The following is a 20,414-nucleotide window of genomic DNA, read 5'->3' as shown; positions in this document are numbered from 1 at the left end:
TTTTTAGAACGGCCGCGCAAAATGACAGACACGCCTTCTCAGATTGTATATAATAAAAAGAAAACAATCGAAAAAGAAGGATTGATATCTTGTTACTCAAAAGCCTAGAGTTCAAACGACGGGACGGGATTCAGGTAAAAGTGACAGAAATACCGGTTGTCACGGAAGGTGAACATTATTTTTTTCAAATCCATCAGCACCTTGAGCTTTATTTGAGAGAAGTTTTTGCTTCACAAAGTGAGAGAACAGTGTATTCATTCCGACAATATGTTAAGCGCCGTATGAAGTGGAAAGATTACGAGGCCGTTTTCAACCAAGAGATATTAAAACATAACGCATAACGGTGCACATTCCTTAGCGCCTTCCTTTTGATAAAGGAGGGTGCGGGAATTTTTTTATGACGAATGCTGTAAGCGTTTTATCCATGGGGGGGAATGAAAATGAAAATAATGAAAAGCTTCGCTGCTGTCTTTTGTTTGCTGCTCTTGTGCGCCTGCGGGGGGAAGACGATAAAAGACCCGCTGAACTATCAGATTGAACCGTTTTCATATCAGAACCAAGACGGGAAAACAGTGTCACTGAAAAGCCTGAAGGGAAAGGTCTGGATTGCCGATTTTGTTTTTACAAATTGTAAAACAGTCTGTCCGCCGATGACAGCCCATATGACTGAACTGCAAAAAAAATTGAAGGCTGAGAACTTGGACGTGCGGATTGTGTCATTCAGTGTAGATCCTGAAAATGATACGCCGAAACAGCTGAAAGCATTTGCTTCCAAATATCCGCTCTCACTTCGCAACTGGGATTTTCTGACCGGTTACAGTCAAAAGGACATTGAGGATTTTGCGCTGAACAGCTTTAAAGCCATCGTCAAAAAGCCGGAGGGAGAAGATCAGGTCATACATAAAACTTCTTTTTATTTAGTCGGGCCTGAAGGCAAGGTGCTTAAGGATTATGACGGCGTGCAGAAAGTTCCATATGATGATATCCTGTCAGATGTCAAAGCGGCTGAGGAGCTCAAGTAAACTGGCAGATTAGACATTTTCAAATCTGAAAAAACATGTTACACTTTCCACTAGTAGACGGGGGAAGGAGCAACAAGATTGAAGCTGCGAATGTTCTCATTGATCGCCGGACTGGCTTTGCTTTTATCAGCTTGTTCTGTCCAGCGCACCGGTTCTCATGCTGAAGAACCGAAAACGAAAGATCATATTGTCATAGCTGCGGTCGGTGATTCGTTGACTGAAGGAGTAGGAGATCCGGAGGGTTTAGGATACGTCGGCAAGGTAGCGGATTCCCTCAAGAAAAAGGGACATGTGAAAACGGTAGATATTAAAAATTATGCGGTGCAGGGCGACAAAACGTCGGACCTGCTGAAAAAGCTTGATGATAAAAAAGTGCAGAAATCATTGAATGGCGCCGACTATATCTTTTTTACCATCGGCGGTAATGATTTAATGAAGGTGCTCCGCCAGAACGTCATGCAGCTGACGATTCAGCCGTTTCAAAAGGAAGAGAAACCTTTTGAAAAACGGTTCAAGGCGATCATTTCAAAAATCCGCAAGTATAATCAAAACGCTGAGCTGGTGTATGTCAGCATGTATAATCCTTTCACATTTACGCTGCCTGAGTTAAAAGAGATTAACGGGGTTGTGACCGATTGGAATCTGATCGCCGCAAAAGAGCTGAAAAAAGATCCTCACGCCGCCGCGGTAAATGTTGAAGACTTGTTCAGTCAAAAAAGCGGCAGCAGACGGATTTCAAAGGATGATGATTTTCATCCGAATGCAAAAGGATATGCACTCATCGCCGATCGATTGTACGGCATCATTGAAAAACAAGGGTTACCAGCAGAATAGGGTGAAATGATGAAGAAGTGGAAATCGCTGTTTTTTGTTCTTCTTGCACTCAATGTGATTGCCGCCGCGGTAATCGTGACATTGATGGTTATGCCGGGAGAGCAGGCGAAAATACAAGATCAGACAAAAAGCGAGTACGGCTTTCATATCACAAGTTCCAAAGAATCACTTTCAAGGTTTGTGAATGCGTACTTAAAAGAGAAGGCATCGAATCAGCTTGACTACAAAGTGGACATCAATAACGACGTGCATGTAGCGGGTAAAATCAAGGCATTCTCAACATCTATTAATGCGGTTGTCACATTTGAACCGTCCGTGCAAAAGAACGGTGATGTGGTTCTGAAAGTGACGAAGTTTTCCTTAGGCGAATTAAGCCTGCCGATCAGCTTTGTGCTGAATTATATGGACAGCTTTTACGAACTGCCATCATTTGTGCACGTCCATCCAAGTGACAAAAGCATCGAGGTCCGTCTGTCGGAAATGCCGTTAGACAACGGCATGTATGTAAAGGCAGATAAAATCAATCTCGACACGGATGAAATTGAATTTTCCTATTATCATCCGAAACGATAAGTTTTCATTAAAAAAACACAGATCCTTTCAGGGATTTGTGTTTTTTCGTTTCAGCGTTTTTTGTCCAGTTTGCTGAACAGTTTGATTAACGTTGCAAGCTCTTCATCAGAGTAGCAGTCAAACCGTTTAAAAAAGTATTCTGTTTTTTTCTGGTTGAAGTGATCGACAATTTTCTCCCCGTCTTCCGTAATATGGATTCTGATAATACGTCTGTCCTCTTTAGAACGGATGCGGGTGATCCATTCCTTTTCTACTAAAGCGTCGGTCACTGCGGTAATGTGGCTTGCGGAGACCTCAAGAATAGGAGCGAATTCCGTTACTTTCTTAGGGCCTTGTTCACTGAGAATCCGCAGAATGGTGAATTCGTTTCTGGACAGCTCTTTATCTAGAATTTCATTAACTTCATTTCTGATTTGTTTAAACACTTTTCGAAGCAAAGCTTCCATATCATACATCATTTGTGTCCTTACCTTCAAATCATGAACCTCCAATATGTAGTCAGCGTGGCATTCGGCTTAAGCTTCCCCTGAAGAAAGCAGAATTATTTTTATTCTGTTTATACATGCTATAATATAATAATACCACGTATGAACAAAGGAGGGCACCCGTATGTCAGAAAAAAAAGAAATCGCCACATTTGCAGGCGGCTGTTTTTGGTGCATGGTGAAGCCGTTTGACGAACAGCCCGGAATTGAAAGAGTGGTGTCCGGATATACAGGAGGCCATACTGAGAATCCGACCTACGAAGAAGTGTGCAGTGAAACGACCGGCCACAGAGAAGCCGTTCAAATCACATTTGATCCTGATATTTACCCGTATGAAAAGCTTGTCGAGCTGTTTTGGCAGCAAATCGACCCGACTGACGCAGGCGGCCAGTTTGCAGACCGGGGAAGTTCATATCAAGCGGCGATTTATTACCATAATGATGAACAAAAAGAAATTGCTGAAGCCTCAAAAAAACGGCTTGAAGAAAGCGGCATTTTTAAAAAGCCGATCGTGACAGAAATTTTAAAAGCTGAGCCTTTTTATGAAGCGGAAGGCTATCATCAGCACTTTTATAAAAAAAATCCTGATCACTACGGGCGCTACCGTGTAGGATCCGGACGTCAAGGATTTCTCGATGAACATTGGAGGGACAGATAGATGGCTCTTAATAAAGAAGAAAAAATCAAATCATTAAACCGCATGCAGTATGAAGTCACACAAAATAACGGAACAGAGCCGCCGTTTCAAAATGAATTCTGGGATCACAAAGAAGAGGGGCTTTATGTTGATATCGTATCAGGAAAACCTCTGTTTACTTCTCTGGATAAATTCGATTCTCATTGCGGCTGGCCCAGTTTCACCAAACCGATTGAGGAAGAAGAGGTTGACGAAAAACTGGACACAAGCCATGGGATGATCCGGACGGAAGTGAGAAGCAAAACAGCGGATTCCCACTTAGGCCACGTTTTTAATGACGGCCCGGGGCCAAGCGGTCTCCGTTATTGCATTAACTCTGCGGCACTCCGTTTTGTTCCGAAAGACAAGCTGAAAGAAGAAGGCTATGAAGCCTATCAGCATTTATTTGAGAAATAGAGCTCGGCAATGAGGCCTGCCTATCAGACAGGCCTTTTTTCTATGCTTTTTTTTCTTCATGTAATCGTTCAATAATCTTTACGACTGTGTCTCTTGTGATGAGCGGCGCTTGATCGGATTGATATCTGGGGAGATTTACCTTCCGGAATTCCGGATGTTTGGCGGGGTCCGGCAAAATCGCGTAAAGATTGCCCCATTCATACAAAGCTTCCGTCTCATGCGGAGAGGTCAGTTCTTCATGAAGCTTCTCACCGGGGCGTTTTCCTACTACAACAGCGGCGGGACGCGGCAGTCCGTGCCGGATCGCATATTCCTCAAATCCGTGAAGCAGTTCTTCAAGCCTCAGGGACTCCATTTTAAAAATAAACGTTTCTCCGCCCTTTGTGATCACTGCAGATTGCAGGGTAAGCATTGCTGCGTCATCAATCGACATAAAAAACCTCGTCATGTTTTTATCCGTAATGGTGAGCGGGCCGCCTTCCATCATCTGTTCAAATAAAATAGGAATAACGGAACCGCGTGAACCGAGCACATTGCCGAAGCGGACCGAACAAAACACCGTACCGCGGTTTTGAACATGGTGATTTGCCTGATGAAACAGCTTCTCGGACAACAGCTTCGTAGCTCCCATTGTGTTTACCGGAGAAACAGCTTTATCGGTTTTTTAGGATATTAACCAAAAGGCGAAGAATTCCCTGTCAAAAAAAGATATCTGAGCACAGGAAGGATTTCAAACTGAGCTGGAATGGGTCCTTTTCGTCTGGCGGTCATTTTGACTATCACTTTTTGAAAAATGATTCTTAAAAGTTTATTTTTCTCTTCCCGGCTTTCGGCGGTGTCATATATATGTGCGGCATGCGGTATAAGGGAGCTGAAACAGGCAGTATCAATTTCTGGTTTGCGGCCGGAGGAATGATTCATTTCCTTTTTCACTTGCTGCAGGCCGTTCATTTCCTGGTCCAAGGCAGACTTCCTCTGTAAAAACATTTCATCTGAATAGATTCCGTTCTCGTATTTATCAAAAATGAAATGTAATTTATTGTGAAGTTCCTTCTCGCGCCGCTTGAGCTGTTCTTTCATTTGTTCTTCGGCCTTTATGCTGTTTCTGCTTTCGTATGCAGTGATCATTGATTCGATTTGTGTAAACAATTCTTTTTTATTTAATGAGTCAAGAGACCTTAAATAATCCAAGATCGCTTCTTCGACATCATCATATCTGACGTTCATACATGTATTGCGGCACCTCAGCAGTTTCACATGATATACGCTGGTTGTGCCGTCCTTATTGCTGCGTTTTCGTCTGGCTTCATATTTTGACAGCGGTGCTCCGCATTCAGCGCATGTACAGACACCCGCTAAGGTATTCACTTGAAAGTCACTTCTGGCGGGGAGAAGGGGGATTTTGTGCCGGATCTTTTTTTGCACCTGATCGAATTGTTCTTTATCAATAATAGGAGCATGTGCATCAGGAACAGATATTTGCTCGCTTTCAGGTCTTATCAGGCGTTTGCCGTCTTTTGTTTTTTCCCTGACCTTATATTTAACAGTGCCGATATAGGCTTCATTTTGAAGAATGGCTTTAACGGTGGAAGGATTCCATTTCTTTTTACCGGATGGAGAGGGGATCTTAAGCGCCGTTAAGTGGGAAGAAATCGCAGTGTAGCTGTAATCTTTCCCATTCAGCCCATTTAAAAAAAGATTGAAGATCAATCGGACGACTTTCGCGTTTTCATCAGCCGCTTCCAGCTTGGATTGTTTTTTGTTTAAAGTGTACCCGTACGGCGCCATACCGGATATCCATTTTCCTTGAGCGGCATAAGTATATTTGGCACCCGTCATCCGTTCTCTTGTCATTTCAAACTCTTCTCTGGCCATAAATAACTCGAAGCGGATCTGTCTCATGTCGGCAGGATTTCTCGGGTCATATACTTTATAAGGCGTAATAATCAGAAGTCTGCGGCTCTGCAGCAGATTGACGATCCGCCCGGCATCACTATAGCTTCCTCTGCTGAGACGAGTGATTTCTTTGACTGCAATCGCTTGAAATGCACCATTTTCAAGGTCCCGTAAACAATCTTGAAAAACCGGCCGGCCTTCAATGTTTTCACCTGATCCGATCTCCATTTTTAAAGTGAAAGGGACTTGAATAGCGGTTAACACGCTTTCCATCAGTTCCTTTTGTTCCGTCAATGTATCTTCGCCGGTTCTTTTTTCGCGTTCCGCATCCTGGCGTGAGCGTCTGATATACCCTAAAATACTCGTAATCTCATAAGATTGAACAATGGATCGCAAGTCCAAAACTTCACCCCCATACATGTTCATAGTTGCGCAAAAGGGTTTCAAGCCGTCTGTTTCCGGTCAAATACAGCTTCGGTAAGTGAAAGGATGGCCGCAGCAACGATGAGAACATGTTGCGGAATGAAAATACCGCTTACCATGCTGTCAGCAATATATAAAGTAATGAAGCTGATAATGAAATCAGTAATCATTTTTAGCAAACGGTACAGCGCTTTGTTTTTGACCGTTACAGAGGCCGCCGTCAGCAGGATTTTTCCGATAAACTCAAAAAAGCTTCCGATCAAAATGACCGACATGATCAAGAGGAAAATGGAACGGTTTGATTCATATGTAATCCCGAAAAGTTTGAAAAAGCCGATAACGCCGAAAAATAAAGGAAAAGCAAATAATATAAGGGCGATCAGAATGAGCGGGCAGAAACCAAGAATGACAGCTGCGTTGATTTTATATTTTGAGTTTTTACAGGACATGGCTTCACGACACCCCCGCACCATTGTTTTTGCTATTTTATCACGTTTTGGAAAGAAAAGGAGAGAGCCGTGTTATTGACTGTCTCCCTCATCTCCATAACTCGGCGGATAAGCGCCGAATTGACGTGAATAGAGCATTGTCAACCATTGATCATGCTTTTTAACTAGCGTTAACATTTCATTTGTGGCCGCCAGTTGCTGTTTCATAATTTTGTGCAGGCGGCGGATTTGCTTTTGATTCATGCAGTCAGGCTGGCTTATGCAGCAGTAAAAAAATTGCGGGTGCCAATACATCATATTCCTCCTTATCTGTGTCATTCGGAAATATGCTGAAGCAGGGAACGGTCAATATCTGAAATGGACTTGATCCCGGCATTGGTCATACTTATATCAATATCTCTTATGAAATGACTTATCACGCGCCTGACGCCCGAACTGCCCGCGACAGCTAAGCCATATATATAGGTGCGGCCTAAAAAAACCGCCGATGCCCCAAGTGCGAGTGCTTTAATGACATCGCTGCCTCCTCGGATTCCGCTGTCTAAAAGGACGGGTATACGGTTCTGAACCGTTTCAGATATTTTTGGCAGAGCTTTGAGTGAAGCGATTTCTCCATTCAGCTGTCTTCCGCCGTGATTGGACACGATGATGCCGTCTGCGCCGTATTGTACGGCTAATTCCGCATCGCGGGGATCGAGAATGCCTTTCAGCAGAATGGGGAGGTTTGTATGTGTTCGCAGGCAGGCAAGATCGTTCCAGGTCAGAGCGGGTTCGTGAAAAATATCTATAAAAAAAGCGATTGCAGTATTCATGTCTTTTTCGGGAGGCAGCTTAACCTTAGACCGAAAGACGGGATCAGTCAGAAAATTTGCGATTCCCAATCCTTTTTTTGACGGATAATAACCGTTGCGTATATCTCTTTCCCGCCACCCCTGTTCCGGCAGATCGAGAGTGACAACGATGGCTGAATACCCCGCTTGCTCTGCCCGGCGAACGAAGCTGATCATGATATCCCGGTCTTTCGGCCAATACAGCTGAAACCAGCGGGGACATTTTCCCATAACCGCCGCAACGTCTTCAATTGAGTAAGAGGAGTGAGTGCTTAATATAAACGGAATCCCTGTTTCGGCTGCCGCTTTTGCCGATGCCAAGTCACCATGAGGATGAGCGATCTCCTGCACCCCGATCGGAGCCAGAAGAAAGGGGGCGGGGAACGTCTGACCGAACAGAGACACAGTTATATTCCGTTTGGATACATCTCTTAGTTTGCGGGGGCGGATATTCCATTCAAAAAACGCTTCTCTGTTTGAGCGCATCGTATCCTCTGAGCCTGCTCCGCCTGAGATATAGCCGAACGGGCCGTCAGGCAAAATCCGGCGCGCCCTGTACTCCCATTCGTCATGCGACACGGGGAGCTTTTGGACATGAGAGGAAACGTTCCTGTCCCGTGAATCAAACTCATTGTTCATTCAAAAACCCCCCGCTCATTTTTTTCTAGGGTATGAAACCTGCCCAGTCCTTGTTCATACCGTTTAAAAGAATTCTTCCAAGCGGCCGGAGGATGAGTGCGAACAGCCAAATGTAAAGATTGTCCAAAAAAATAACACCCGCAGTATCTGCGGATGTTTGTCCAAAAAGTTCTATAGTCAGCGGGCTTCGACGGTAATTTTATAGATGACGTAATTATCATTCACATCATAGGCGTATACGACAGCCGTGCCAAGTGACGAATGGGAGGATACAACACCGGAGGAGCTGATGCTGATCAGATTGCTTCCGGATATAATTTCCCAGCGCTTATAGCCCTTTAATAAGGACACGTTGGAGTTTCTCAGCATATGAAAATCAACGGTGGAAATGGGACTGCCGAGCTGTACAATCTGATCAGGGCCTGCGGGTTCATGAGCTGACACAGAACCGGTAAATGAAGGAAGAGCCAATGCGGAAATGGACAAAGCAGATACAATCAATACTTTGCAACACTTTTTCATCAGAAATGCCTCCCCATAAATTTAATCGCGGTACAACGCCAGTATATCATGTAAAATATTAGAAATTAGTGGATGTTTTGTGAAACTGATTGGTTGAAACGCCGACGTCAAACTACTCCTCATGCCGCTTCATAAAAGAGCAGTCAAGAGACAATCATCTGCTGACATATAATGCTCCTGTGAAAACGGGGGTTATGAGATGCCTTCTGAGGAATATGAACAATATAAGAAGAGAACGATAAAGACCGTTCAAAAGGGAAATTATTGCATAAGGATTGTCGATCAGACAGACGGAACAAAAAATGAAAGGGTGTTTTATCAGGAATTAGCGCGGCTGTTATTTGAAAGGGCTCTGAAGAAATCAGAATAGCCCTTTCTTTTTGCTTTTTTTATCGTTCATATCTAAAAAAACCGTTTTATCGGTACTGATATTAATCACATGCGTCACCTCTTGCAGCAAAGCGGCTTCTGCGACATTTTGTCCGCCGATAAGGTTGGTTTGAATGGCTTCAAACGGATGATCCTCACAAGTCGGAACCTGCTTCAGCGCAGCGGCGTGAAAGACAATATCAACACCTTTCATCACTTGGTTTACTCTTCTGTAGTCACGTACATCACCGAGTACAAACGACAATCTTTTTTCATCCGCGTATTTTTGTTTCATCACATATTGTTTGCTGTCATCTTTGCTGAACACAATGACTTCTTTAGGTGTTAAGAGCAAAAGGCGTTTTACAATTTGGCTTCCGATTGATCCTGTCCCGCCGGTGACGAGAACAGTTTTATCGTGAAAAAATGGTTTTAGCTCAACTGCTTGCTGTTTAGGCATGGCTTATCCTCCAACTCTCGTTTCTCTACCATGCATCATATGTTGAACAATTTCAGCGAGTTAATGAAAGCAACCAATAAATCAAAAATTAGAGAAAATCATTAATCTGATGCGCTTTCATTACGCTTTACTCGATTAATAGAAAGTAAATTACTAATAAAACAATGTACTAAATATTCATCTATAATTTTTGCTCCCGTCCTTTTTTCTTCTTTCATCAAAAATTTACACATTCGACAATTTTCACAAAAACTTTACACTGACAATCATGTATGTATTTTACAATTGAAGTGCACGTTCATAAAAGGAGGAAGTAAAATGAATCATTCAAAAACACTTTTGTTAACCGCGGCAGCCGGACTGATGCTGACATGCGGTGCGGTTTCTTCCCAGGCAAAGCATAAGCTGTCCGATCCTTATCATTTTACCGTGAATGCGGCGGCGGAAACGGAACCGGTTGATACGGCAGGTGACGCGGCTGATGATCCTGCGATTTGGCTGGATCCCAAGACTCCTCAGAACAGCAAATTGATTACGACCAATAAAAAATCAGGTTTAGTCGTTTACAGCCTTGATGGTAAGATGCTTCATTCCTATAATACCGGGAAGCTGAACAATGTCGATATCCGTTATGATTTTCCGTTGAACGGAAAAAAAGTCGATATCGCGGCAGCATCCAATCGCTCTGAAGGAAAAAATACCATTGATATTTACGCCATTGACGGGAAAAACGGCACATTGCAAAGCATTACAGATCCAGACCATCCGATTGCATCGGCAATTAATGAGGTATACGGTTTTACCTTATACCACAGTCAAAAAACAGGAAAATATTACGCGATGGTGACAGGGAAAGAGGGTGAATTTGAACAATACGAATTAAAGGCGGACAAAAATGGATACATATCCGGCAAAAAGGTACGGGCGTTTAAAATGAATTCCCAGACGGAAGGGATGGCAGCAGACGATGAATACGGCAGGCTTTATATCGCAGAAGAAGATGAGGCCATTTGGAAGTTCAGCGCCGAGCCGGACGGCGGCAGTAACGGAACAGTTATCGACCATGCCGACGGCAGGCATTTAACTCCTGATATTGAAGGATTGACGATTTACTACGCTGCTGACGGGAAAGGCTATCTGATGGCATCAAGCCAGGGAAACAGCAGCTACGCCATTTATGACAGAAAAGGACAGAACAAATATGTTGCGGATTTTCGCATAACAGATGGTCCTGAAACAGACGGCACAAGCGATACAGACGGAATTGACGTTCTGGGTTTCGGACTTGGGCCTGAATATCCGTTCGGTATTTTTGTCGCACAGGACGGTGAAAATATAGATCACGGCCAAAAGGCCAATCAAAATTTTAAAATCGTGCCGTGGGAAAGAATTGCTGATCAAATCGGCTTCCGCCCGCTGGCAAATAAACAGGTTGACCCGAGAAAACTGACCGACAGAAGCGGAAAATAAACATGCAAAAAGCAGCTTATACAAGCTGCTTTTTGATGTGCAGAGCGTTTCATGAGAAAGTTTTGGAACGGATAGCCGTGAGCACAGCCGGAATCCGGTCATACGTGTAAGCCGGCACTGTCTCTTGATAATTAAGCGCCGCGATTTGTTCACGTTCACGTGGGTTTGTCATATAAAAATGGATCTTTTCCGCAAAATCCGCAAGCCCGCTGTAAGAAACAAAGGATGAAAAAGGGGGCGCGGGAGAAAGGTCTGTCAGTTGAAATGCCTGACAAGCCGCAATGTCAAAGCTTCTCGTATTTAAACTGATATTTTGGATGCCGCTTCTATTTTGGTTGAGCGCAAACCGATAAGAACGGTGCGGGTTCAAAACCACATCTGCGCTGTTGTAATGCAATGCGGCATGTTCGGGTTCAATCCATTCATCCATGATGAGCACATTTTTCTGTCTGGCGATTTTTTTAGGCAGATGTCTGCGCCATCCCTTCCCGATGATCCGAAGCGTATACGGAAGCTTCGCAGCTGCTTTCACCAGTTCAACGCGATTCGGGTACGGGTATCCGATCAGAAGCAGATTTGTGTGAAGAGAAGCGTCAGCCGCTTGTTTTGTAAAAAGCCGCTGATTAACGGGGATCGGGACATAATATACGTGCTGTAAGCCCATTTGCCGATAAGCATCAAGAGCGTTTTGTTCTATGGTCAAAACGGCATCGGCGAGCGGGGCGATTGTCTTGCTCACATCGAAATAAAAAGGATCCTCCGTCAGCCATAGATAGACGGGAATCTGTTCTGTCCTCAGCCATTGAAGCCATTCAGACGGAATACGGTCGCCCGCCATCATGAGACTGATGTCAGGTTTGAATGCCCGTATACTGCGGATTGAATCTTCCTGAAGCTCAGAAACAGAAAAAAAGCGGACGGAAGACTGTAAAAAGCCTTCCTCGATCCAGCGGTCAAAATACGTGTAAATGCCTTTATATCCTGAACGGATATATAAAACTTTCATCTGCTTTACGAAGTGAACGTGACACTTTCAACTTTGTCAACGTCAAGCAATGTTGTAGAAGAGCCTGCCGGTGTAACGGAATTTTCCTGCGTCACATAAACGATGCCGTGAACTTCGTCAAAGAAAACAAATTGAACCGGGCCGATCATGTCTCCAGAATCCATCACAATGCTGATGACAGTGCCGGGCTGTACTCTTGCAAAAATCCATCTCGCCGCTAGTGAAATACCGCTTCCCAGAACAGATTGAGTGCTGAGACTGTCTTTCGCAGCAGCTTCATCCACTTTTGCATCAATTGCAGATTCTAATAAATCTTTTATCTTGTTTTCCACGTTATCTCCTCCATCTGTGCCGCTAGATAAGGCGCTGTTGTCAAATATAGGGGTCAAAAGAGTTTTCAATAGCTTCTTTTTGAGCTCTGAACGATCTTCGCTCATGGGGACATACACCTCCTTTAACAATTTCAACCTCACGTTTATTCATATTCCTGATTGATGAGATTGGTATAAGTCGAATGCCGTTTTGCCGTATTTTTTTCATATTTAAGAAAACCGCTGAATTTAAGAATCAGGCTTTGTTTGCCTATGCGGATTGCAAAAGAGCAACATACGTTGTATAGATTAAAAAATGAAGGAGAGGAATTATTTTGGATTCAGAAGAAACTGTAAAGCACGGGGGTTTTGAGGAGGAATTTCATCTCTTACTGCTTCTTCTTCTTTTATTATCACGCCAGCCGTCCGGAGATCAATCAGATTTGCGGCGCCAGCTTGTGATGGCAAAAGAGCTTGGAGTTCCTATATCACGCGTCAATCTGGTTAACGGCAGCACACTGCAAAACGTGATTGTCAAAGAAGTGCTGTCTGATTTGGCCGTTTTTCAAAATCCGCTCAATAATACGAGATCAAATGTGGCGATTTCAAGTATCGTCAGCTGGGGTGCTTTTTAATAACAGATATCAGGCTCTGTTCTTTCGGAGCCGTTTTTTATGTTAACAGAAGGGGTGATGGGGGTGGAAAAGAAGGTCTCAATTATCTTAACGAGTTATAACAAACCAGATCTTGTTAAACAGGCGATTGAAAGTGTTTTGCATCAGACCTACAGCAATTGGGAGCTGTTTGTAATGGATGATCATTCAAATGAAGAAACCTCGGCCGCCATCAGCCCGTATATAAAAGATCACCGCATATACTATTACAACAGTTTTATCAAACCGGACGAACGGCTGAAATCGACCCGGTATGCCGTTTTGATTAATGATGCGCTTACAAAGGCTTCAGGCGAATACGTTACTTATCTGACAGACGACACCGTATTTCATCCGGATAGGCTCAGCCGCATGGCGGAAGCGCTTAATCAATTCACCGAATTTGATGCCGTCTATTCCAGTCAGAAGGTGATACATGTAAATGAGCGCGGAACAGAACAATCCCACTTCTATCGTTTTGCTGAAGACGTGCTTGATCAGGCCGCTTTTCTCGTTGATCACTGTTCAGTGATGCACCGGAGATCATTGCTACGGCGTGTGAAGGAGAAGTTCGGCAGTTTTTGGGACGAAGATGTCATGCATTGGAATCATGGCGACTCTGTTTTTTGGAGCAGGCTCAACACATTTACATCATTTCTGCCGATAAAAGAAGTGTTGGATACAACCTATAAAACACCCCACTCATTCCAGAACACGTATCAATCGCTTCCGCCGGTGCTGATTGATGGGGCTTTTGTTAAGGGGACGGATCAGAAAGTATATCAGCTTGACCGAAATAAAAGAAAGCCTGTAAACGAGCGCTGGCGTACTTTATATGAAGGAAGAACCGTCATCATTCCTGATCCGTTTTTATTTCAATACGAGGAAGACAGCTCCGTCAGTATTCCGAATTTTCAGCTCATTAGCGATCAGTTTCATGTCTATTTTTTAGAAGACGGGGCGAAAAGGCTGGTTGATTCTGGCGCCTTCCGCTTTTACCAATTTAAACGGCATGACATCCTGGCTTTAGAACGGGACGAAATACAGGCGCTGCCGGACGGTCCGCCGATCAGCTGGGAGAGATCGGGCTGTATTCAACATCTTCCCGGGAGAATGCTGTTTCGCATTGAACGGGAATTTTATGTTTATTTGAGAGGAGTTCTCCATCCGATCAGTCATAATGTAGTGAAACGATTTTTTGCAAAGCAGAAGGCGATACCCATTTCCTTTCAGCAAATTAAACAATTACCAATTGGAAAGCCGTTCTATCCGGTGTACGATGAAATTATAAGAAATCTCAATATAACAAAAGGATGAGAGATGCAGTTGGATGTGTAAGGAAAAGGAGAGCTTTTATGACCGATCAATTTGCTAAAACCGAGAAACAATATATAGAGCTTACATCCGGCATTCAGAGGTTCGAGCATTACAGTGTATGTACAGACCCTTTGCTGCCGCAGATTTTTTCGCATAACTTTGTTCAGCTGCACCGTACATTTCCATTAGACAGACTGCTGCCGTTTTTTGCGTCCGTTCCGAACATGCTTCAAGCCAATTATATTCATGTGAAAGCGGCTCCTGAGCACACATTTCCGCTTTTTCTGAAACAAACATTGGTAAAGCAGGGCTACGTAGTGGAAGATGAGCTGTTTTTTGCAAGGAAACTGGAAAATGGGGATCGGCAGGCCGGACATCCGCTCACCGCTTGGGGGACGGAAAAAAGCCTCGCCGACGGGTCATCTATTATGAACATTTATGATGCCCTTTACATTGGCGAGGCGGCGGCCGAACAAAAGCTTGAGCGGAAATATCCTTTGTATAAGGACGGGACGGTTATGCTTGTCGTGTGCTACAGCGACGCCTCCCGAACGATCCCGATCGGCTGCGGAGAGCTTTTCATCAACAAAGCAGATAAAACCGCCAAAATTGAAGAAGTCGCAATTCTGGATCAATTCCAACGAAAAGGCTACGGGTCAATATTGATGAACGAGCTGATGGCTGCGGCAAAGCTGAGCGGCATGGAAACCGTATATCTTGTGACGTCCGGGATGGACGGTGTAAACCGTTTTTATGAAAAACTCGGCTTTAAAAGATTTCGGCGCGTGCATACGATTTTTCATTATTTTCTTACATAGATGGGCATTTGCATAAAACAATTGGGAGTTGGCCCGCATACAATGCCGTATATCGCAAGAAGAAAGGATGATTCGTATGTACGGATATGGGGGCTGCGGCAGTTATGGCTTCGGTTATGGGTACGGCGGCTGCGGAGGCGGAACCAGCACATTTGTACTGATCGTGGTATTGTTTATTTTATTAATCATCGTCGGTGCGGCTTTTATTTGTTAGACTGAATAAATCCTATAATGAAAATCAGCCTGCAGAGAACAACACTTTCTGCAGGCTTTTTGTTGTTTTCATCTTTAAAAAGCATGTTTTCCAGAACGCTCCTCCAGCAGCCTGTTTTACAGAAAGGTTTTTTCTGTAAAAAAACTTTCTGAAGGATAAGAATGCCGTTATTCATCTGTTCATACAATGAAGCAAATGGGTTTTTGAGGTGGAAAGATATGGGGAGCTATTTAATTAAACCGGAGCTTGACGGGATTTATCCGACAGTCAGCCATGGAAAAGGATCATATGTATATGATCTGGGGGGAAACAAGTATCTAGATGGGTCATCAGGAGCGGTCACTTGCAATATCGGCCACGGGACGGAGGATATTATACAAGCTTTAAAAGAGCAGCTTGACTCCGTTTCGTTTGTGTATCGCTCGCAATTCACCAGTGAGCCCGCAGAGGAGCTCGCTTCATTTCTGGCAGACCATCTGCCGGGCGGGCTGAACTGGTCATTTTTTGTAAACAGCGGCTCAGAGGCAGTCGAAACAGCGATGAAAATGGCCGTTCAATATTGGCAGGAAAAAGGCCAATACCAAAAATCCGTCTTTTTATCGAGATGGAGCAGTTACCACGGTATTACTTTGGGAGCGCTTTCACTATCGGGGTTTTATGAACGGAGATACCGCTTCACCCAGCTGCTCGAGCGGTTTCCCGCCGTTTCAGCGCCAAATATGTATCGTTCTGAGCTGCAGGGAGAGGAATTTGTGAAAGCTGCGGCAGCTGAACTGGAAACGACTGTTAAACGGATCGGTGCCTCATTTATCGCGGGTTTTGTCGCAGAACCGATTGTCGGAGCAGCCGGGGCGGCCATCACTCCGCCGTCAGGTTATTATGAAGCGCTTGAGGATGTCTGCCGCAGGCACCGTATTTTGTTTATCGCGGATGAAGTCATGACGGGGCTCGGGAGAACAGGGCGAATGCTTGCTTCTGAGCATTGGGGGATCGTACCTGATATCGCAGTGCTCGGAAAAGGGTTAGGCGCCGGTTACGCTCCGATCGCGGCAGCCGTCGCGTCTGATGACATCATTGATACGATCAAGCGGGGCTCCGGAGTCATTATGAGCGGACATACGTACAGCGCCAACCCATACTGTGCAAGAGCAGCGCTTGAGGTGCTTCGCTATGTCAAAAAACACGAGCTGCTTCAGCAGGCAGAGGAAAAAGGCGCGATACTGATGCGGAAATTAGAACAAATCAAAGAGCGCAGCGGGGTAATCGGAGATGTCCGCGGTAAAGGCCTGCTGATCGGAGTTGAGTTCGTTAAAGATAAAACGACGAAGGAAGTTTTTCCGAAGAAACAGGGGTTCACAGAAAAAATGATAAAAGAAGCAAAAAAACGGGGCCTGCTTATTTATCCTTCAAAGCCCGGTATTGACAGCGGAGAAGGAGACGCCGTCATCATCGCGCCGCCGTTCACGATTTCGCATGCTGAGCTGGATGAACTGTCAGATCTATTTTCACAGGCTGCAGAAGAAGTTGAAAAAATGATGAAGAGGGATTGAGCTGACATGTCTATTTTTCATAAACAAATCGATATTCATGAAGCAATTGCCGATGTCAAGGACGAATCTGTCATCATGTTCGGCGGTTTCGGGGGAGTGGGGTCACCTCCGTCATTAATCGAAGCGATTTTAGAAAGCGGCGTTAAAGAGCTGACCGTCATCTGCAATGATGCCGGATTTCCAGAAATCGGCATCGGCCCGCTTATCGTGCACGGGCGGGTGAAAAGGCTGATCGCTTCCCATATCGGCTCAAACCCTGTAGCCGGCAGACAAATGACTGACGGAACGCTTGAGGTGGAATTTTCGCCTCAAGGGACGCTTGCCGAACGGATTCGCGCAGGCGGAGCCGGGCTTGGCGGTATTTTAACTGATATCGGCATTGATAACGCAACCGTTTGTGAAAACAAAGAAACCGTAACGATTGACGGAAAGCCCTATTTAGTTGAAAAAGCGCTGACGGCTGATTTCGCTTTTGTGTCCGCACATACTGCTGATGAATTCGGAAATCTGACGTATGACAAAACGGCGCGCAACATGAACCCTCTGATGGCGGCCGCAGCCGAAAGAACTTTTGCCGAGGCGGTAACGATTGTGCCGGCAGGCGAACTTGACAGCGAGCATATTGTGACGCCGGGCGTTTTTGTAGAGGGCGTCGTGCAAACTGAAGGAGTGAAGTGGAAATGGGCTTGGGAATAGCGGAAAGAGAGAGTATCGCGAGGCGGGCCGCCAGTGAAATCACATCAGGCATGATCGTCAACTTGGGGATCGGCATTCCTTCTTTAGTGCCGAATTTTCTGCCGGCCGGCATGGAAGTGATGCTGCAGGCGGAAAACGGCGTCCTCGGGATAGGCGGAAGCCCCGAGCGAGGTGCGGAGGATGAGCTTTTATGCAATGCGGCCGGATATCCTGTCAGTACGGTAAAGGGAGCTTCCTATTTTGATTCAGGTTTGTCTTTTGCCATGATCAGAAAAGGGCTGATTGATATTACTATTTTAGGCGCGCTGCAGGTCAGCCGGACCGGAGATCTCGCCAATTGGCTCGTACCGGGGAAAAAAGTGCCCGGAATGGGAGGGGCGATGGAGCTGGCCCAAGGCGCGAAAAAAGTGGTTGTCGTCATGAGCCACACTGATCAGAAGGGCCGGCCGAAACTGGTCGAAAGCTGTTCATTGCCGCTTACGGCCGCGGGCTGTGCAGACCTCATCATTACAGAGAAAGCCGTAATCAGCATCGATGATGAGGCTTTTGTTCTTGAGGAACTGCTGAATGGCTCGACCATAGACGATGTTATTCAAACAACGGATGCTGAAATCAGATTGGGAGAATGTTTTCTTAAAAGGGGGCCTGTCCATGGATCAATTAGAAAAGAAAGTCACTGAGTGGGCGGAAGAAAACGCAGCAAAAGCGGTAAGTCTGCTGAAACGGCTGATCGGGGAAAAAAGTATGTTCGGAAATGAATTTAACGCACAGGCAGTTGTTTTAGAAAAACTGAGACAGTTTGACATGGATATTGATGTGTGGGAGCCGAGTATTAAACAATTGAAAGAACATCCTTATTTTGTATCGGAACGCGAAGACTTTCATGAAAGCCCGAATATCACCGCCGTAAAGAAAGGAGCCGGCGGAGGAAGATCACTGATACTGAACGGACATATTGATGTTGTCCCGGAAGGAAATCCCGCCGCGTGGACGTATGAACCGTTTACCGCTGTTGAAAAGGACGGAAAAATTTACGGCCGCGGTTCAACGGATATGAAAGGCGGCAATACAGCCCTCTTGTTAGCGTTAGAAGCGCTTGAAGCTTGCGGCGTTACGTTAAAAGGAAATGTTCTGTTTCAAAGTGTCGTAGATGAAGAGTGCGGCGGCGCCGGAACACTGTCGGCAGTAATGAGAGGCTACAAGGCTGACGGGGCGCTTATTCCGGAACCGACTAATTTAAAGCTGTTTGTTAAGCAGCAAGGGTCAATGTGGTTCCGCATTACGGTAAGAGGATTGTCCGCACACGGCGGCACCCGCTATGAAGGGGTGAGCGCGATTGAAAAAAGCCTGCATGTCATCACGGCCCTTAAAGAACTGGAACACGTCCGCAACGCCCGCATCATTGACCCGCTTTACCGGGATGTTCCGATTCCGGTTCCCATTAATATCGGCACCGTCCAAGGAGGAACATGGCCATCTTCGGTAGCTGACCGCGTCGTGATAGAAGGCAGATGCGGAATAGCTCCGGATGAAACGCCAGAAGCAGTAAAAGAAGAGCTCGCAAGCTGGCTCAAAGATTTGGAGTACCGGGATGAATGGTTTAAACACCATCCGGCGGAAATTGAATGGTTTGGGGCTCAATGGCTTCCGAATGATCTCCCGGATGAGCATCCGCTGATTTCCGCTTTGGAATCTTCTTTTGAGAAATTGAAAGGGGCAAAACCGATCCGTGAAGCATCCCCGTGGGGAACGGACGGAGGGCTTTTGCATCATGCGGGACAGACGCCTGTCATTGTCTTCGGGCCGGGAGAAGTCAAAGCGGCTCACCAGGCAAATGAATACATTGAAGTCCGGGCGTTAATCGATGCCGTCAAAATCATTTCTCTTTTTATGATGGAATGGTGCGGGGTGGCAGATGGGGGTGACGGAGCTGATAAAGGAACTGAGGGTTGAAAGCGGATCGGCTGAGATTGATGCAGACCGTTTCAATGAGCGAATCAGGGTCATTCGTTATGACGGGCAGCTCGCGTCGCTTATTCCGGCCGTTTTGGCGGAAGCAAAGCAAGAAGAAGCCCAAAAGGTGATTTTCTTTGCCAAGCGCGGCGATGAGCCGGAACTTGTCAAGCATCTCTTTTTTCATGAGGGGGTCATAGACGGATATTACAACGGGCATGAGGCTGCTGTGATGGTGCGCTATTTATCAGAGAAACGGAGACAGTCAGATTCATATGTATCTGAAGATTCGATGGTTGACCGTATATATGAGACACCGCCGGGGGGAATGACTCAGACAGAAAGCGGGCTGTTGTTCAGAAAAGCGGATGAAGGTGATGCAGACCGATTATCGCTCTTATATAAACATGTTTTTCTTACCTATCCGACTCCTGTCTTTAATCCCCTCTACATTAAAAAAACAATGAGAGAAAACACCATCTATTATGCCGCATTCGATCAGGAGCGTCTCATCGGCGCGGCAAGCGCAGATATCAATCCCGTGTTGGGGCACGCTGAAATGACCGATTGCGCAGTGCTGTCAGATTACAGGGGGAATTCCGTAACGGCACGCCTGTTTAAAGCCTTGGAGCAGGAACTCGCGGGCCAGGGAATCATTCATCTTTTTTCCTTGGCCCGTGCAGCGTCTTACGGAATGAATGCCGTTTTGTATCATGCGGGATACGGCTACAGGGGCAGGCTTGTGAACAACTGCCGGATTTCAGAAGGGCTCGAAAATATGAATATATGGTGCAAGACATTACGTTTTAGCCATTCATAAGGAGGAATTTG

Annotated in this window: 25 protein-coding genes and 1 pseudogene; 16 read left to right on the top strand and 10 right to left on the bottom strand. The window is 45.4% G+C overall.

Translation table 11 applies throughout. From position 1 onward, the window contains the following. Positions 1–89 precede the first annotated feature (89 nt). The 4 genes from QRX25_RS09750 to QRX25_RS09735 all read left to right on the top strand — a co-directional run bounded on the left by QRX25_RS09750 (position 90) and on the right by QRX25_RS09735 (position 2,429). On the top strand, positions 90–341 hold the full coding sequence (locus QRX25_RS09750; protein ID WP_212097969.1) for a DUF2535 family protein: 252 nt from the start codon (positions 90–92) through the stop codon (positions 339–341). 99 nt (positions 342–440) lie between these two features. Next, positions 441–1,022 (top strand): cytochrome c oxidase assembly accessory protein ScuA, encoded by a 582-nt coding sequence (scuA, locus tag QRX25_RS09745; protein WP_065982889.1) that lies wholly within the window; start codon positions 441–443, stop codon positions 1,020–1,022. 78 nt (positions 1,023–1,100) lie between these two features. Then, positions 1,101–1,856 carry an SGNH/GDSL hydrolase family protein gene (locus QRX25_RS09740; RefSeq protein WP_212097967.1) on the top strand — a complete coding sequence of 252 codons (756 nt, stop codon included), beginning with the start codon at positions 1,101–1,103 and terminating at the stop codon, positions 1,854–1,856. Between the two features lie 9 nt (positions 1,857–1,865). Continuing rightward, positions 1,866–2,429 carry a YpmS family protein gene (locus QRX25_RS09735; protein ID WP_013352593.1) on the top strand — a complete coding sequence of 188 codons (564 nt, stop codon included), beginning with the start codon at positions 1,866–1,868 and terminating at the stop codon, positions 2,427–2,429. A gap of 50 nt (positions 2,430–2,479) precedes the next feature. Here QRX25_RS09735 and QRX25_RS09730 read toward each other — a convergent pair whose 3' ends face one another. After that, on the bottom strand, positions 2,480–2,905 hold the full coding sequence (locus QRX25_RS09730) for a MarR family transcriptional regulator (protein ID WP_013352592.1): 426 nt from the start codon (positions 2,903–2,905) through the stop codon (positions 2,480–2,482). A 133-nt stretch (positions 2,906–3,038) separates the two neighbouring features. Here QRX25_RS09730 and msrA point away from each other — a divergent pair, with 133 nt between their 5' ends. Both msrA and msrB read left to right on the top strand, forming a co-directional pair. Continuing rightward, positions 3,039–3,572: a peptide-methionine (S)-S-oxide reductase MsrA gene (msrA, locus tag QRX25_RS09725; RefSeq protein WP_065981711.1), complete on the top strand. Its 534-nt coding sequence runs from the start codon at positions 3,039–3,041 to the stop codon at positions 3,570–3,572. Then, a complete protein-coding gene (gene msrB, locus QRX25_RS09720; RefSeq protein ID WP_065981710.1) occupies positions 3,573–4,007 on the top strand; it encodes a peptide-methionine (R)-S-oxide reductase MsrB in 435 nt (144 codons plus the stop codon). A 40-nt stretch (positions 4,008–4,047) separates the two neighbouring features. On the opposite strand, the pseudogene QRX25_RS09715 reads toward msrB, so the two are convergent. The 7 genes and pseudogenes from QRX25_RS09715 to QRX25_RS09685 form a co-directional block, all read right to left on the bottom strand. Then, positions 4,048–4,668, bottom strand: a pseudogene (locus QRX25_RS09715) (polysaccharide biosynthesis protein); the annotation flags it as partial. 11 nt (positions 4,669–4,679) lie between these two features. Then, positions 4,680–6,323 (bottom strand): recombinase family protein, encoded by a 1,644-nt coding sequence (locus QRX25_RS09710; RefSeq protein ID WP_289707637.1) that lies wholly within the window; start codon positions 6,321–6,323, stop codon positions 4,680–4,682. Between the two features lie 23 nt (positions 6,324–6,346). Then, positions 6,347–6,775: a YrvL family regulatory protein gene (locus tag QRX25_RS09705; protein ID WP_065981707.1), complete on the bottom strand. Its 429-nt coding sequence runs from the start codon at positions 6,773–6,775 to the stop codon at positions 6,347–6,349. A 72-nt stretch (positions 6,776–6,847) separates the two neighbouring features. Next, positions 6,848–7,069, bottom strand: coding sequence for a hypothetical protein (locus tag QRX25_RS09700; RefSeq protein ID WP_115997543.1), 222 nt, complete (start codon positions 7,067–7,069; stop codon positions 6,848–6,850). 20 nt (positions 7,070–7,089) lie between these two features. Continuing rightward, positions 7,090–8,244, bottom strand: a complete 1,155-nt coding sequence (locus tag QRX25_RS09695) for an alpha-hydroxy-acid oxidizing protein (protein ID WP_212097963.1) — start codon at positions 8,242–8,244, stop codon at positions 7,090–7,092. A 177-nt stretch (positions 8,245–8,421) separates the two neighbouring features. Beyond that, a complete protein-coding gene (locus QRX25_RS09690) occupies positions 8,422–8,766 on the bottom strand; it encodes a BLB8/JUQZ-1 family protein (RefSeq protein WP_115997541.1) in 345 nt (114 codons plus the stop codon). A gap of 361 nt (positions 8,767–9,127) precedes the next feature. After that, complete coding sequence (locus tag QRX25_RS09685) at positions 9,128–9,595, bottom strand: SDR family NAD(P)-dependent oxidoreductase (protein WP_065981703.1); 468 nt, start codon at positions 9,593–9,595, stop codon at positions 9,128–9,130. A 318-nt stretch (positions 9,596–9,913) separates the two neighbouring features. On the opposite strand from QRX25_RS09685, the gene phyC reads away from it, so the two are divergent. Next, positions 9,914–11,065: a phytase gene (gene phyC / locus QRX25_RS09680; RefSeq protein ID WP_212097961.1), complete on the top strand. Its 1,152-nt coding sequence runs from the start codon at positions 9,914–9,916 to the stop codon at positions 11,063–11,065. A gap of 49 nt (positions 11,066–11,114) precedes the next feature. Here the strand turns inward: phyC and QRX25_RS09675 are convergent, their stop codons facing one another. Continuing rightward, positions 11,115–12,071: a CgeB family protein gene (locus QRX25_RS09675; protein ID WP_212097959.1), complete on the bottom strand. Its 957-nt coding sequence runs from the start codon at positions 12,069–12,071 to the stop codon at positions 11,115–11,117. A gap of 5 nt (positions 12,072–12,076) precedes the next feature. Continuing rightward, on the bottom strand, positions 12,077–12,508 hold the full coding sequence (locus QRX25_RS09670; protein WP_212097956.1) for a hypothetical protein: 432 nt from the start codon (positions 12,506–12,508) through the stop codon (positions 12,077–12,079). A gap of 209 nt (positions 12,509–12,717) precedes the next feature. Between QRX25_RS09670 and cgeC the strand changes: the two genes are divergently transcribed. From cgeC to ablB, 9 genes are all read left to right on the top strand, one after another. Further along, entirely contained in the window at positions 12,718–13,017 is a 300-nt protein-coding gene (cgeC, locus tag QRX25_RS09665) for a spore maturation protein CgeC (protein ID WP_212097953.1), read from the top strand. Positions 13,018–13,080: 63 nt separating this feature from the next. Next, positions 13,081–14,352, top strand: coding sequence for a glycosyltransferase family 2 protein (locus QRX25_RS09660; RefSeq protein WP_212097950.1), 1,272 nt, complete (start codon positions 13,081–13,083; stop codon positions 14,350–14,352). Positions 14,353–14,390: 38 nt separating this feature from the next. Beyond that, complete coding sequence (locus QRX25_RS09655) at positions 14,391–15,170, top strand: GNAT family N-acetyltransferase (RefSeq protein ID WP_115997536.1); 780 nt, start codon at positions 14,391–14,393, stop codon at positions 15,168–15,170. Between the two features lie 76 nt (positions 15,171–15,246). Further along, complete coding sequence (locus tag QRX25_RS09650) at positions 15,247–15,384, top strand: YjcZ family sporulation protein (protein WP_013352577.1); 138 nt, start codon at positions 15,247–15,249, stop codon at positions 15,382–15,384. 218 nt (positions 15,385–15,602) lie between these two features. Further along, a complete protein-coding gene (locus QRX25_RS09645) occupies positions 15,603–16,934 on the top strand; it encodes an aspartate aminotransferase family protein (protein WP_212097947.1) in 1,332 nt (443 codons plus the stop codon). Between the two features lie 6 nt (positions 16,935–16,940). Next, positions 16,941–17,630: a CoA transferase subunit A gene (locus QRX25_RS09640; protein WP_065521073.1), complete on the top strand. Its 690-nt coding sequence runs from the start codon at positions 16,941–16,943 to the stop codon at positions 17,628–17,630. Beyond that, entirely contained in the window at positions 17,615–18,310 is a 696-nt protein-coding gene (locus QRX25_RS09635; RefSeq protein ID WP_065981695.1) for a 3-oxoacid CoA-transferase subunit B, read from the top strand. The genes QRX25_RS09640 and QRX25_RS09635 overlap by 16 nt, the downstream gene beginning before the upstream one ends. Further along, entirely contained in the window at positions 18,282–19,583 is a 1,302-nt protein-coding gene (locus tag QRX25_RS09630) for a peptidase (RefSeq protein WP_373925694.1), read from the top strand. The genes QRX25_RS09635 and QRX25_RS09630 overlap by 29 nt, the downstream gene beginning before the upstream one ends. Further along, the gene (gene ablB, locus QRX25_RS09625; protein ID WP_249199331.1) at positions 19,561–20,403 is read left to right on the top strand and encodes a putative beta-lysine N-acetyltransferase; all 843 of its coding nucleotides are present in this window, start codon (positions 19,561–19,563) and stop codon (positions 20,401–20,403) included. Before QRX25_RS09630 ends, ablB begins: the two co-directional genes overlap by 23 nt. Positions 20,404–20,414 lie beyond the last annotated feature (11 nt).

It is taken from the genome of Bacillus sp. L381 (assembly GCF_030284525.1).
Lineage (GTDB): Bacteria > Bacillota > Bacilli > Bacillales > Bacillaceae > Bacillus > Bacillus amyloliquefaciens.
This window is presented reverse-complemented; position numbering and strand designations above follow the sequence as displayed.